Below are 14,845 nucleotides of genomic sequence, written 5' to 3'. Positions count from 1 at the left end.
TAAAATAGTAATGGTTTATTAAGTGTACCCTTTTTTAAAAAATTACTTTTTAAAATTTTTTATTTTTTTGTATAACTGGTCTATGCATTTAAAAAGAGCTTTGATTACAGCTTTCTTAGCACTCTCTGCATTAGGTGATAAAGATAATTCATAAGATACAATACTCCTATCAAATACATCTATTATTGAAGCCAAATAAGCAACTTGCTTAGTACCTGCAATATAGACATACTTTGTATCTAGTTCCCATAGAATATTAGATGATTTAATTAAATGATTCTTACATATTCTTTTAGAATATCTCGGAGAGATATTTCTTTTATTTAATAAATTCATTGAAGACATCAATCTAAAAACTTTCTTTTTTGATATCTTTAAGTTTTTAGATCTTCTCAAAACCATGGTTACCTTTTTGTATCCATAATATTGTCCAAACTCATCATTTAGTATTTCTGTTATATATTTTTGTATCACTAAGTCATTAATTCTCTTTCCATCAAAGGTATAGCTAAATCCAGGTATTATACCATCCTTTGCCTTAGCCGGCTTAACGAAGTAGCTTTCAATATTACGCCAACGATAAAAAGTAGATCTTTTAAGGCCAATTACTCGCAAAACTATTCCTACTGGAGCACCTGTAGAAATCCAGTCATTAGCTATAACAAACAAGCTTATTTCTTGGAGTTTTTTTTAACATATCGCGAAGAATTGCTACCTCTAACTCTAATTCCTGTTTTTCTTTTAAAAGTGCTTTGTATTCCGCTTTATAATCAGGTATTGGTTTGTCTAAAGCTTTAGCTTCCTTCGGTTTTAAAGTTTGACCATATCTTCGATAATTACACTTCCAATATGATATTTGTACTTGATTAATATCATATTTAGCTGCGATCAAAGCATTACTTCCACAGGCTAATACTTCTTCAACTATTTTTACTCTTTCTTCTTCGGTAAATTTCCTTGTAAATTTCATAAGACCTCCTCAAATATTAGTCAATTAATCTTAAATTAAACTGAATTGAATTGTCTAACATTATGAGGGGGCCTATGAGGATATTATTATAAATTTTGAATTTATAAACAATTATCACACATCAGATTAGTCAAAGAAATATGTGAAAAATTAAAAGACTTGACAAAAAAATACATATTTGATAATCTGTTGTGGAAAATAAAAAAACAAGGAGGAATAAAAAATGATGAAAAGAAAAAAATCAAATTAGGAGTATTAACATTATTATCTGTATTATCAGTTTCATCTGCAGTTTTTGCAGGATCATATGGAGGATATAGTTTACCTGTTCATCAAGGAAATACTTATTGGGGAGAAGCTCATAAATCAAGAGGCGCAAATTCGTGTGTATATAATCAAGTAGATTTATTAACAAACACTTCAAGAGCAACATTTTGGATAACACAATCAAATAAAAATCAATATAGCAATGATTATTATTTCCAAGTAGGTGATAAAAAAAATATGTACTCTTATGGTGCAATATCAAGTGGTTATGTAGGTATGGAAAACTACTATAATAGTTCTACTGAAGCTTATGTAGATGGATGGATAAATTTTAATTAAAAAGTAAAGATGAATATATATGATATATATATTTATTTAGAGGTGAAAAGATGAAAGAAATTTTAATGATAGATTATAAAAATGTCCTGAATAGTACAAAGTTTAAAGTAATTAGCTTTATTATATTTAGTATTCCTATAATTGGTTTTTTGTTAAGTTGCAAGTTTTATTATGGGCTTCCTGAAAATTTTATAAGATCTTCTTTGGAAGAAAATTTCTTATTCGGAATGGTTTGTAGACATTTAAAGTTGTGGTTTATATTATTACTTCCAATACTTTCAATGATATTATGTAGTGATATATATATTGAGCAATATAAAAATGGTGTTTATAAATATATTTTAACCAAGACTTCAAAGACGAATTATATTATATCAAAGATTATAGTTGTATTTACAATAACTTTTTCTGTAGTATTTGTATCTTTATTAATAAGCCAAGTTTTATTCTGTATAACATTTCCTATAAATGGATTAGATAATGCTAGAGCATTGCCATCCTTTGATATAGGATATTTAAATTACTCAGAAACAAATTTCTTAGATTTATTACGTTTAAAAAATAGATTTTTATACAATATTGCATTTTATGGAATTTTTGCACTGATATCGGCATTATATTCAATAATATCATTATCAATTTCATTTTTTATAAAAAAATCAAAAATATCAATAGTATTTTCTTTTATTATTTTCCTAGGAATATATATAGCTTTTATGACACTAGGACTTCAAGAATATCATTTAAATTATTATTTAGATGGATACAATAAAGGAAATATATTTTTTTATGAATGGTTATTATTTTTGGTAAGTATTAGTTTTATATTAAGTATATTAAAACTGAAATTTAATGATGAGATTTAAAAGAGAAAGGACAAATATGATGAAGAAAAAAACTTTTATAAAAGAAATAATACTAGTGATAAGTATTTTTTTTATCATATATTTTTCAGTAAATAATTTAAGTAAACTAATAACAGATCAAATAGATAATAATGATATTGTTTTTGTATTATATGGTAATTCAATAATGAAAGATATCAATAGCTACTTAATAACTATTGTAAGTTTTTTTATAAATATTATTAATTTAGGTAAATATACAAAAACATATTCACTAATAAGATATGAGTATAAAACTAAGATAGTAAATAATGTTGTTAAAGATATTATCATGAATAATACTAAATTTATCACTTTATTAAATATTATATTCTGCCTTAATATAATTATCTTTTTTGATTTAAGTTATATAAATAATATATTTATTATTTATATATTAGTTTCATCTATAGTGCAAATATTGGGATTAACGATAATTATGATGGTAATAGTATTTGTTTACTTAATTATAAAAAATATTATCTATAGTTCAATTATTATTTTTGCAATATTAACATTACAAGAATCTTTCTTAAGAGTAATAAAGAGTGAGTTTAAATCTTTTTTAAAAATACTTTTCTTAAGATGTGATTTTATTAATTATTTTAATAATACATTTATTCAGGTAAGCTGTATTTTTAGCTTTACATTTGCAAATATTTTATTATATATCATGATAAATGATAAGTTAAGAAAAAGGGATTTTTTAAATGAAAAGAAAAAATATTAAATTTATATTTAAGTTTAGAAATTTATTTTTATTAGGAAGTATTGGTTGTATTTTTATCATATTATTCAAAATAAACAGTATGAAGTTTTACACTAAAGATATTATGTATTTGTTTTTAAATATATTTGGAAATTTAAGTGTTGAACCTAATAATTTTCTAATAAATTATAGTATGTATTTGTTTAATTTCATTTTTATACTTCAGATAACAAGTAATTACATATACAAGGATTTTAATAAGGAATCCATATATATTTTTACAAGGACAGATAATAAAAATAGATGGATTAATAATAAATTTCTAGAGCTAGTTCAAATTATATTTAGTTATTATGCAATACAATTTTTTCTTGTATTTGCTTTGGGAAAATTTAATGAATTTACGATTGTGAATATAAAGGAATTTAGCATTTTGCTAGTAGCTTTAATCATTAATACAATTTCAATTAATATTATATTAGCATTATTCTGCAATTTGTTGTCGTTTAAATTAGGTGAATTATTATCTTTTGGAATAGGATCAGTTTTATTTTCTTTATCTTTTATCGTTGTGTTTGTTTTAAATATATTTAAAGTTGAAGAAAAAAAATATAAATTTATTCCGTTTGTTTGTTCTATAACAAGCTGGAATATTAATTTTAATAATATTATAGATAGAAATATACATGATTTTAGCTTTTTTATATCAAATAATAATTTTTTGATCAATCTAGTTGTACAAGCTTTAGTAATTATAGTAATGACAAAAATTATTAGAATCATAATAAATAAAATTGATGTGTTATAGAGGTGAATTTAAATTGAGTTATATAGAAGTACATAAATTAAATAAAAAAATAAAGGGAGTTCAAGTTTTAGAAGATATAAATATGAATTTGGATAAAGGTAAAATATATGGATTTATAGGGCGAAATGGATCTGGCAAGACTATGTTATTTAGAGCTATATGTGGATTAATAAATATAGATAGTGGCTATATCAAGATTAGTGGAAAAGAATTAAACAAGGATATTTCATTTCCTGAAAATGTAGGAGTCATTATTGAAAATCCAGGTTTTTGGAGTGGGTATATAGCTTTTGAAAATCTTAAAATTTTAAGTGAAATAAAGAATATAATTGATGATAAGGATATAATTAATGCATTAGATAGAGTGGGGTTAAAAGATAAAAAAGATTTAAAGTATAGAAAATTTTCATTAGGTATGAAACAGAAGCTTGCAATTTCTCAAGCCATTATGGAAAAACCAGATTTAATTATATTAGATGAACCTACTAATGGCTTAGATGAAGAGAGTTGTATTATGGTGAGAAAAATTCTATTAGAAGAAAAGGAAAGAGGAGCAACTATCCTTATAGCAAGTCACAATAAAGAAGATATAGATTATTTATCAGACAAAAAATTCAAGATAGATAATGGAAGATTAAAAGAATTAGTGCATGAGGAGAAATAATAGAATATGAAAAGAAAAAAAGTAACTTTAATTATATATCTATCAATTTTAATAATACTATTTCTTATAGCTATTATTACTAAAAAATCTATTATCTATAATGATAATTTGTGTAAAGCTGACTGGAGTAATTATCAAGTAAATATGATTGCAACTAATGATATATATTATTCTAAGATAAATAATTTATCAGATATCTTAGAAAATTCAAGCATTATTTTGAAAGTAAGAATGAGTGACGATAGAGAAATTTTGAATCAATGTGTTTTGTCGGAAGTTATAGTGAAAAAAATATACAAAAATAATTTGGATATTGTACTAGATGAAAATAAGAGTATATATATTTATGAACCGTTTTCCTTACAAGAAAATTTTATTTATCTTGATGGGGGATATGTACCTATGAATACTGATGAGGAGTATATTGTATTTTTAAAACCTCTAAAAGTTCCAGAAGGTTATACGATGTCAAATAAAGAAAAAATATCATTTATGTATTGTAACCCTATATACGGAAAAAGGTCTGTTAATAATGATTTATATTATATAACTCAAGATAATGAAAACTTAAATTTTGATACTATTAAGTCTTATAATGCTATTTTGAAAAGTGAAAATTTGGATATATATAATCAATATAATAACTTTATAAAAGACTATAAATAAAACATTAAAAGAGATTTGTATTTCGAAAATTTTTTAGTTTGGTAAGCCTAAAGAAATAGAATATTAAATTAATATGAAAAAAAGTGAATGGGAATGTCACACTAACAAAAAATGATATGATACCTGTAAAGTAGACATGGTAAATAACCAAAATCTACTTTACAGGTATTTTTTATGGATAGAAAGTTTAAATATTCTCCTGAAGATAAGTTAAGTATTGTATTTTATACTTATGATTTCTTCCAAAACACAATTAAAAGTTCTTACACTGCCAGATGTATAATTTAAATTGTGTATATTTTTAATATTAGTTCAATGTTTTTAGCCACGCTTTAGTTTCTTTTAGCCTATATAGATTTCCATTCATATTAATAACATAAGATTTATGTGTTAACCTATCGATTACATAACCTTGTTATATCATATTTGCTGTACCTTAGGAGAGCCCTATCTGCCTTTGTTATCATGTTTTATCTTATTAATAATTTCCTTTAATTTTTTGTTTTCTTTTGCCATTGGCAGCTCAGATTTATTCAAAGCTTTGTAGAAACTGTTTCTAGCAACGCTAAGTATCTCACACATTTTACTAATACTATACTCATCTTTATATTTTTCTATTATTGGAACAATTAATTCTAATTTCTTATTTAGTCATAACTTCGTTATCATCAATTTTATTTCTTTCTTTTTATCTATCAATCCATTCATTGTTGATTTTTGCAATTCCATATTCTTAACGATACCCTGCTAAGCTCATTCCTGACTTGTAGAGAGCAACTATCATATCTTTATATTCTTGTACCATTACCCATAAGGATACATCCTTCCTTAAACTAAATATATTTTACTTAGTTCAATTTATTATTCCCACTCTTTTATACTAACACCAAATCACGCCAATCAATAATAGATTGCATATTTCCCCACAATAATAAGTATCAGAAACTCTTTAATAATCTCGATGCAATATCTATATCTGAAAATAAACGTATTTTAATATACAAAGCTATGCTATGGGAAAAAGAGAACTATCAAATAGAAAATTTTATTTATTTTGTCTGTCTACTTGACAGTGGTCTGTTCAAACTCTTCTGATGCATCTGCATGTTCATTTGAAATAGTTGAAATTTTATTAATCATGCTATTTATCTCTTTTACTTTAGAAACTGTATCCATTATTTTTTCAAATTGTTCTAATAAGTGATTATCTATATTTTTAAATTCATTTTCAATATCTCTAAAACTTAAATTTGCCTGCTCAATTAACTTTTGTCCTTCTTCCGTTGTTCTTTTTCCTTTTAATACTTCTAATAAAACATTATCAGTATTAGCTGTAACTTCACTTATTATTAAATTTATTTCTCCTACAGCACCTTCACTAGATTCAGCTAATTTTCTAACCTCTTCTGCAACTATTGCAAATCCCTTTCCTGCTTCTCCAGCCCTTGCTGCTTCTATAGAGGCATTAAGGGCAAGAAGATTAGTTTGCTCTGAAATTTGAGATATTCTCGATAAAATTTCATTAACTTTATTCATATTTTCATTTAGCTTTAATACCTTTTCGTAAGATACTTCAGAGTTCCTAGAAATGACTTCCATCTGTTTGTCCATACTCTCTATATTTTTGTGACCTACAGAAACAATATTTCCTGCATCTTTAGATATTTTAGAAAGCTTTTGTGAAAAACTATTAATTATTTCTATTCCTTCAGTTGCATGATTTATTTTCTCATTAATACTAACTATGCTATCTGTCTGACTTACAATCCCATCAGTCATTTCATTTACAGTTTTTCCAAATAACACACTACTTTCTCTTAATGTATTTAGATTATCATAACAATTTGTTATATCACCATCTAATTCCTTAGTATTTATATTTACTATATTAATTGTATCTGAAAGTCTTTCTAATATTTCTTTAACTTCTTTTTCCTTCGTAAAGGCTTCATCTATTAGATTAATCCCACATGATGCAATAAAAAATGATGAAATAATTACAAATATCAAACATATTATAGCTACTATAAAAGATAAATTATCCATTGCTTTCAAAATAAAAAATTCATAATTAATTACTGAAACAACAATCCCTCCTATAACTACAGGTATTCTTTTTTCCAAATATACTGTTGATAAAATTATTAACATTGCTCCTATTAACGCTGATTGATAACTCATACTAATCATATCAATAATTAATGCTTGAGCTAGAATTCCCAATAAAATACCTTGTATTAAGACAGGAGACTTATCTTTTTTTATTAATATTATACTAATTCACGCACCTATTCCAAGAATTACTGGTGCCATAAAATGACTTACACCTAATACTGTAAGTAATATATTAACTCCCATTCCCAAAATTATAATACATGTTAATATCTTATTTACCCTTAACATATGCTTTAATAAACCATTAGCATCCACATTCTCATCTCCTCTTTTACTCTTTTATTATCCATGAATAATTACCGGAATTTATCGAGAAATGTTAAGGATAGCCTTACATATAAATTCATAGAAAGAATACAGTATACTGATATATAGGTATTCTTTTATTTATATAGTTTTTGAAAACCACCATCACATAATTTTTTCTCAAAAAAATAAGCACATTGGCTTATCTTTAGTATTAATAGTACCTTTTATATATTTTTATTAAGATAAGTAACACCGCTTCTTGTAAGGTAAGGATTCATATATCCAGATACCCTTTCACTACTTGTTTTGCTACTTCTTATAACGCTCATACCTCTAGCAAAATCTTTATTTCTTATATAATCTAATATTGAACTAAAATACCCTTCTGAAACAGAATATCTATTATATTTAGGTTCCTTTCCTTCACCTATATCTTTTAATACCTTAATCATTATTTCCTTAAAATTTTTATTCATCTCAAAATCATTCCCTTCTAAACATAATCAATAACTTCTTGTCCTTATTGATTATTACCAAAGTTAATGAATATATTCAAATTCATAGCTGAAAATTTAAAATAAAGATACAAAAAAATATGCAATCCAAATAATTCAGATTGCATATTATATATATTATTTATCTAACGAAGTTTGTAAATATTCTTTCCTCTAGTTCTGGTCTATTTACATTATTAGCTTTTCCAAGCTCTATACACTTCATTAGCCATGCCATATTATTTCCTAACACTCTCATAGTCTGCATACCTTCTAAATCTTGTCTCACATCATCTGGAGTAGCTCCATGAACCATATTCCAATACTCAGAAGTTACAATTGGCATATTAGTCATTGCTGCATACTTATTGATTTGATCAAAAGTTGCTGTTGTCCCTGAACGTCTGGCACTTACAACAGCAGCTACTGGTTTAAATTAAAGTAATGATGATGAGCTATAAAATAACCTATCTAAAAATGAGGTTAATGCCCCAGATGCTGAAGCATAGTGTACTGGTGAACCAAAAATAAATCCATCAGCTTCCTTAGCCTTTCTTGCAAACTCATTTACCTCGTCGCCCATGAAGCATTCACCCTTTTTCTTACATACTCCACAAGCTATACATCCTCTAATTCCTTTATTACCTAGTTGAAAGATTTCTGTTTCTATACCATTTTGTTCTAATGTTTTTGCTACTTCCTCAAGAGCAGTAAAAGTACATCCATTTCTATGTGGACTTCCATTAACTAATAATACTTTCATAAAACATTCTCCTTCGTTTGTCTCTCATTAAATTCTGAAGCCTTTTTATTTTATTACATATCCTTTATATTAGTAAAGTGCTTAGTTATTTCTTTTCTTACAAAAAAAATATAAATATTCCATATATTTTTTGATTATAATTTAAATTTTACCCAATATAATCGATAGAATTTATCATTAAGAGACTATTTTAACTTAAAGGTGCTAAAATTTATCATATAAAAACCTCAAAATAGCGTGAATTTGTGCTTTCTATCAGCATCAGACGCTCCAATATATATTTATTATTATATAAAACGTTTCATTATAGAAAATCATAATAATATGAGCTAAAATTATATCAAATATATAATGTTAAAAATTCTGGAGGTTATGTATGAATAATAAATCTATAAAAGAAATAATTAAAGCTCGTTACTCAGTTAGAAACTATGATAGTAAAACTTTATCAGACGAAATAATAAACAAAATAAATTCTTATATAAAAGATTTAACTAACCCTTTTAATAGAGAAGTAAAAATTAAGCTAATAGAAAAATCTACAGACCATGGTGAAATTAAACTTGGAACTTATGGTGTTATAAAAGGTGCTAAATACTTTTTTGTATCAGCTTGTAGAAAAGATGCTTTAGATTTAATTGCCTTAGGTTACTCTTTAGAAAAAGTTATTTTATACTGCACCTCTTTAGGACTTGGTACAGTATGGCTTGGCGGAACCTTTAATAGATCTAATTTTTCAAAAGTTATTAATCTACAAGATGATGAAACAATACCTATAGTGGCTCCTGTTGGTTATGAGGGCGGTAAAAAGTCTCTTCTAGGAACATTAATAGGAAATAATAAAAATAAACGTAAGGAGTTTTCAAAATTATTCTTTAACGAAAACTTTGATACCCCACTTACTGAAGATGCTGCAAAAGAGTATTTTGAACCTCTTGAAATGATAAGATTAGCTCCATCTGCCATAAACAAACAACCTTGGAGAGTTGTAAAAAAAGATGATAGAATTGATTTTTATGTAGCTTATGGTAATCTTAGTAATGTTGATATTGGAATAGCTCTATGTCATTTTCATTTAACAACTATAGAAAATAATTTATCTGGTGAATTTAAAGTTATTACTCCTGAAAAAGATAGTAAAGAGTTTACTTATATTATGTCTTGGATAAAAAAATAGAGGACTCCCCCTCTATTTTTTTAATATCTTTTCTAAAGCTATTCTTTTACTTCCATCTTCTAAATAAATAACTCCACAGTTTTTAAACCCATTCTTTTTAAGCATTTTTTGCATAGGAATATTATCTTCATGAGTATCAACCTTTAAACTATATATATTTTTTTCTATGCATATTTCTTCTGCAAATTTTATAATCTTATGTGCAGCGCCATGACCCTTATATCTATTATCTATTGCAATTCTATGAATAGCTCCATAGTTACCATTACTTAGCCACTTACCTTCATAGATTTTGTCATAAGTTTTTTCGCCTGCAAAAGTTACTACAGTTGTTCCAATTATTTTTCCTTCATCCTCTAGTACATAGCTTTCGCCATTTTCTATATCTGTACTTATTACATTTTCATTAGGATAATTATTTTGCCACTGATCTATTGCTTTTTCCTTTAAAAATTCTTGTGCCTGTTTTATAATTTTCATTACCTGAACTAAGTCAGATTTATCCGTTTTTCTAATAATCATATATACATCCTCTTCTGTCAATAATTTTTCCACTACAAAAATAAAAGTTATCCCCAAAAATTTTATTAATTAAAATCTTTTTGGGGATAACTTTTTATATTTATGCCAAATTTACTTATCTTTTTTTCTAGAATAAACTATTCCGTACTTATACATTCCTTCAAGAAGCGGAATCATATCTTCACCTAATTCAGATAAGGAATACTCTACTCTTGGTGGAACTTCAGGATAAACTTTTCTCTTAACAAGTTTGTCTTCTTCAAGAGATCTTAATTGATTTGTTAACATTCTATGTGTTACATCTGGTAACTTCCTCTTTAGATCGCTAAATCTAAGTGCCCCATTAGTTAGATACCATAAAATCAATATTTTCCACTTTCCAGAAATAATTCTATGAAATGTTGTCATAGGACAAGTTTCATAATGAACACAACGATAATTCATATGACATTCTTCATGATTTGGTTTATGTTCTTCTATTTCTATCATTTTTAATAGCTCCTTATTTGCTTACATATACTGTAATTATAAACCATATATCTTTTTGTGTATAGAGTATACTTTTTGATACTTAATGCAAAAAAAGTGCGTTCTACACAAAATAGCAATAGTATTGTATCATATATTTATGGGAAATATTCTCACACATTTAAGATAAATAACTTACCAAAACTACCATTTTTATATGTGAGAATAAAGAATGAGAATTTTTTTTAACAATGCAATCCAAATAAAATTCTGAAAATAGTTTATGAGTTATATATTCATAAACTATTTTTTCTATTCTATTTTTCTCCACCACTTTTCTTGATACTCAGTATATCTATTTAAGTTTACTGTTTCACCAATTCTAGGTGTGATTACTTCATTATTATTCTTATCTAGATCTTTTACAAATCTCTCTACAGAATCATCCCATCCATGATTTGATAATACAAATGTTCCCCAATGAATAGGCATACTTAACTTTGCTCCTAACATATTAGAAGCTTTTCTCGCTTCTTCTGGAAACATATGAATGTCATGCCACCTAATATTATACTGCCCATTCTCCATTATTGCCAAATCAAAATCGCCATATCTTTTATGTATTTCTTCAAAGTGGCCTCCAACTCCTCCATCTCCACTTTCAAATATTTGATGTTTTTCATCCTTTAGCACCCATGATGCATAAAGAGTTTTTCCATAATCAAAAATTTGTCTATTAGCAAAATGTCTAGATGGTGTACAAGCAATTGTTAATCCATTTATTTTTATTTCTTCCCACCATGCCATATTTTGAATCTTATTTTTATCAATTCCAAAGCGCATTAAAGTTTTTTCTATTCCTAAAGGAACAATATATCTTTTAACTCTACTATCAAATTTTCTTATAGAATTAATATCTAAATGATCATAATGATTATGAGTAACAATCATTATATCAATATCAGGCATATCTTTAATATCTATTGGTGCCTCAGTAAATCTCTTTGGCCCTACAAAAGAAAATGGTGATGAACGCTTAGAAAATACAGGATCAAACAATATATTCATACTATGCATTCTAAGTAGCACTGTAGAATGTCCAAACCAAGTTACAGTTACTTCATCTATTGATAACTTATCAGTAATAGATGGTTTTACTAATGGTAATTGAGCTTTAGGAGATGTACCTTTATTTGAAACACGTTTATCCTCAGCTTCTCCTAAAATTTTATACTCATTTGGGTATACAAACTTACCTTTAACGTAATTTTGAGCACGTTTCTCATAATCTATTCTATCATTTTTTGATATTCTACCACCAAATACAGGATTACTATATAAGAATATAATTTCTGCTACTATAAGCAATAAAATAATTTCAAGTATCAGCAATACCTTCACCATCCTATGTAATCTTACTTTTGTAACGTTTTTAAAAATTCCTCTACTTCTAATAACGAATTACATTTCTTAAAAACTCTTTTAGCTAAGTCTTCTGTAGGTTGAACTATATCTGGTACCATTATAGTATTCATACCAGCATTTAATGCTGCATTTACTCCATTTATAGAATCCTCAATAGCTATACACTCAGAAGGCTTTCTATTAAACTTTTCGCAGGCCATTAAATATATATCTGGTGCTGGTTTTCCCTTCTTCACCATATCTCCTGCTGTTATTTCAGAAAAATAATCTATTATTCCTGCTTTTTTTTAATGACTTATTACTAATGATTTTTTTGTTGAAGATGCTAGTCCAATTTCAAAGTTATTTTCTTTTAAATACTTAAGAATTTCATATGTACCTTTTTTAATTGGAAGACCTCTTTCTTCTACTATTTCACTGAACCTTTCCATAAGAGCACTTATTAGTTCTTCTCCTGTAAATCTTCCTTCAAAGATTTTATCAAGAAATTTTTTGCTGTCCTCAGCTGTACGTCCTCTGCATCCTGAAATGACAAAATCTATGTTAGAAATATCTCTTTCTTTTAAAATAATGTTCCAAGCTTCATCATAAATTCTTTCTGTATCTATTAATACTCCATCCATATCGAATATTACTGTTTTAATCATATAATAATCCCCCTCTATTTACTTAATATAGTCATATTATATAATAAAAAGATAAAGAAATTTTTTAGTCTAACCTTTTCTCTTTATCCCTATTAAATAAAATCATGCTTCCACATTACACTTCAATTAAATTTAAATAAATTTAATTGAATTAAATTTTTTTCTTTTATTATAAATAATTCTATTGCTTTGTCAAATTTAATTCTTTTTAATCTCATATATGTATTTTAATATAAAAAAAGTAGGATTCAAATATTTGAATCCTTACTTTTTCTCTATTCTATTTCGTATTTCTTCCATACGCCTATCAAGTGCTGAACTTATCTCAGCACATTCTATAAGTTCTTTTTCAAGAAGCTCTACTTCATTTTCATCAATGTTCTTTTTATATCTAAGTTTATGTTCAAGACTAGCCCAAAAATCCATAGCTATTGTTCTAAGCTGAACTTCTACTTTCATATTCTTTTTCTCATTCTGTAAGAATATTGGGACCTCAATAATAAAATGCAAACTTCTATATCCACTTTTCTTAGGATTTTTTATATAGTCTTTCTTTTCTATTAATGTAATATCATCCTGACTTAATAAACAATCAGCTAACATATAGATATCTTCTGGAAATGAACATATTACCCTTACTCCAGCTACATCCCTTATGTTTTCTTGTATAGATTCAATTGAAAAATCCAAATTCTTTTTCTTAAGCTTTTTGGCAATCCCTTCAGGAGATTTCAATCTGGATTTAATCCCTTCTATTGGGTTTCTATCATATTGAAGCGAAAACTGTTCATCTAATACTTTAAACTTTGTTTCAACTTCCATAATTGCACAACGATAATATGCCATTAGTTCATTAAGTGGCATCATATTTTTATGTATTACATTAAAAAATTCATCACTTATAAGTCTTTCTCTAACAAACTTTTCGCCTATTTTCTTTAACATGTTTTCTCCTTCCATCTTATACCCCCTTAAGCTTTATATTATTCTTATTATACACATAATTTTTAAAACAAAAAAGAATAGACCTTGTTTTTTAACAAAGTCCACTCTTCATAATTACACGTTAAAATTCACATAAGTTTTGTATCATTTTAGAATTACACTCTTTTTGATAGGCTTAGTAAATAGGGTTGTATTTTACTAAAGGTAGTAATTGCTGATATGGCAATTTATTAACAAGCAAGTTCTAATTGATACTAATCCGCTAATATCACAGTCTCCTATGATAACTCATATACTTTCGGCATTATTTTAACTTATTTACCATTTTAAACCTTTTCATTCGAAAAATCAAGTGTTTTTGTGTGTTTTTTGTAAATTTTTAAAATTTATTTACAATTTATAATTTTATATTAATACAAATATAAAATTAATTTTTATCTTTAGATATATTAGTAAAGCTATCGTAATCTAAATGCATAGAAAATAACTTTAACTAATCTCCCTAAGTCATAATGATAAAATTATATTTTTCCAAAAACAATAAATTTTCGTTAGTCCTCTATCTGAAGTCGTAAAGTTTACTATCTTTCTCACTAAATATTTAAATTTAATACATAAAAGGGGCTGTAAAAAAAGTCCTAAAAATCAAACGACCATACTAGCTCAAAAGCTT

Annotated in this window: 17 protein-coding genes and 2 pseudogenes; 7 read left to right on the top strand and 12 right to left on the bottom strand. The window is 26.0% G+C overall.

The features are described from left to right. Window positions 1–42: 42 nt before the first annotated feature. Window positions 43–669, bottom strand: coding sequence for an IS3 family transposase (locus BM384_RS10080; RefSeq protein ID WP_090013352.1), 627 nt, complete (start codon window positions 667–669; stop codon window positions 43–45). Next, window positions 653–970 (bottom strand): helix-turn-helix domain-containing protein, encoded by a 318-nt coding sequence (locus tag BM384_RS10075; protein ID WP_090013350.1) that lies wholly within the window; start codon window positions 968–970, stop codon window positions 653–655. The genes BM384_RS10080 and BM384_RS10075 overlap by 17 nt, the downstream gene beginning before the upstream one ends. 159 nt (window positions 971–1,129) lie before the next feature. Between BM384_RS10075 and BM384_RS10070 the strand changes: the two genes are divergently transcribed. From BM384_RS10070 to BM384_RS10045, 6 genes are read left to right on the top strand one after another with little or no spacing between them, the layout of a single operon-like run. Next, window positions 1,130–1,576, top strand: a complete 447-nt coding sequence (locus tag BM384_RS10070) for a hypothetical protein (RefSeq protein ID WP_207650715.1) — start codon at window positions 1,130–1,132, stop codon at window positions 1,574–1,576. 50 nt (window positions 1,577–1,626) lie between these two features. Continuing rightward, complete coding sequence (locus BM384_RS10065) at window positions 1,627–2,442, top strand: ABC transporter permease (protein WP_090013347.1); 816 nt, start codon at window positions 1,627–1,629, stop codon at window positions 2,440–2,442. A gap of 16 nt (window positions 2,443–2,458) precedes the next feature. Further along, a complete protein-coding gene (locus BM384_RS10060; RefSeq protein WP_090013345.1) occupies window positions 2,459–3,190 on the top strand; it encodes a hypothetical protein in 732 nt (243 codons plus the stop codon). Then, entirely contained in the window at window positions 3,171–3,977 is an 807-nt protein-coding gene (locus BM384_RS10055; protein ID WP_090013343.1) for a hypothetical protein, read from the top strand. The genes BM384_RS10060 and BM384_RS10055 overlap by 20 nt, the downstream gene beginning before the upstream one ends. Window positions 3,978–3,990: 13 nt before the next feature. Further along, window positions 3,991–4,641, top strand: coding sequence for an ATP-binding cassette domain-containing protein (locus tag BM384_RS10050; protein WP_090013341.1), 651 nt, complete (start codon window positions 3,991–3,993; stop codon window positions 4,639–4,641). Between the two features lie 6 nt (window positions 4,642–4,647). Then, on the top strand, window positions 4,648–5,307 hold the full coding sequence (locus BM384_RS10045; protein ID WP_090013339.1) for a hypothetical protein: 660 nt from the start codon (window positions 4,648–4,650) through the stop codon (window positions 5,305–5,307). Window positions 5,308–5,754: 447 nt separating this feature from the next. Here BM384_RS10045 and BM384_RS18510 read toward each other — a convergent pair whose 3' ends face one another. From BM384_RS18510 to BM384_RS10030, 5 genes and pseudogenes are all read right to left on the bottom strand, one after another. After that, a complete protein-coding gene (locus BM384_RS18510; protein ID WP_278280915.1) occupies window positions 5,755–5,889 on the bottom strand; it encodes a hypothetical protein in 135 nt (44 codons plus the stop codon). Window positions 5,890–6,369: 480 nt separating this feature from the next. After that, entirely contained in the window at window positions 6,370–7,488 is a 1,119-nt protein-coding gene (locus tag BM384_RS10040) for a methyl-accepting chemotaxis protein (RefSeq protein ID WP_207650714.1), read from the bottom strand. 99 nt (window positions 7,489–7,587) lie between these two features. After that, complete coding sequence (locus BM384_RS17660; RefSeq protein WP_175537338.1) at window positions 7,588–7,737, bottom strand: hypothetical protein; 150 nt, start codon at window positions 7,735–7,737, stop codon at window positions 7,588–7,590. A 218-nt stretch (window positions 7,738–7,955) separates the two neighbouring features. After that, complete coding sequence (locus BM384_RS10035; RefSeq protein ID WP_090013336.1) at window positions 7,956–8,207, bottom strand: YjcQ family protein; 252 nt, start codon at window positions 8,205–8,207, stop codon at window positions 7,956–7,958. A gap of 160 nt (window positions 8,208–8,367) precedes the next feature. Continuing rightward, window positions 8,368–8,988 (bottom strand): annotated as a pseudogene (locus BM384_RS10030) (flavodoxin family protein). 376 nt (window positions 8,989–9,364) lie between these two features. Here BM384_RS10030 and BM384_RS10025 point away from each other — a divergent pair. Beyond that, complete coding sequence (locus BM384_RS10025) at window positions 9,365–10,165, top strand: nitroreductase family protein (protein ID WP_090013335.1); 801 nt, start codon at window positions 9,365–9,367, stop codon at window positions 10,163–10,165. A 12-nt stretch (window positions 10,166–10,177) separates the two neighbouring features. Here BM384_RS10025 and BM384_RS10020 read toward each other — a convergent pair whose 3' ends face one another. From BM384_RS10020 to BM384_RS10000, 5 genes and pseudogenes are all read right to left on the bottom strand, one after another. Next, window positions 10,178–10,687, bottom strand: coding sequence for a GNAT family N-acetyltransferase (locus tag BM384_RS10020; RefSeq protein WP_090013333.1), 510 nt, complete (start codon window positions 10,685–10,687; stop codon window positions 10,178–10,180). Window positions 10,688–10,798: 111 nt separating this feature from the next. Continuing rightward, window positions 10,799–11,176 carry a winged helix-turn-helix transcriptional regulator gene (locus BM384_RS10015; protein ID WP_090013331.1) on the bottom strand — a complete coding sequence of 126 codons (378 nt, stop codon included), beginning with the start codon at window positions 11,174–11,176 and terminating at the stop codon, window positions 10,799–10,801. A 291-nt stretch (window positions 11,177–11,467) separates the two neighbouring features. Then, window positions 11,468–12,523 carry an MBL fold metallo-hydrolase gene (locus BM384_RS10010; RefSeq protein WP_242946005.1) on the bottom strand — a complete coding sequence of 352 codons (1,056 nt, stop codon included), beginning with the start codon at window positions 12,521–12,523 and terminating at the stop codon, window positions 11,468–11,470. 47 nt (window positions 12,524–12,570) lie between these two features. Continuing rightward, a pseudogene (locus tag BM384_RS10005) lies at window positions 12,571–13,227 on the bottom strand (HAD family phosphatase). A 264-nt stretch (window positions 13,228–13,491) separates the two neighbouring features. Next, window positions 13,492–14,187: a GTP pyrophosphokinase gene (locus BM384_RS10000; protein ID WP_090013328.1), complete on the bottom strand. Its 696-nt coding sequence runs from the start codon at window positions 14,185–14,187 to the stop codon at window positions 13,492–13,494. Window positions 14,188–14,845: the final 658 nt, after the last annotated feature.

The sequence above is a fragment of the Clostridium sp. DSM 8431 genome, assembly GCF_900116755.1.
In the GTDB taxonomy this organism is placed as follows: Bacteria; Bacillota; Clostridia; order Clostridiales; family Clostridiaceae; genus Clostridium.
This window is presented reverse-complemented; position numbering and strand designations above follow the sequence as displayed.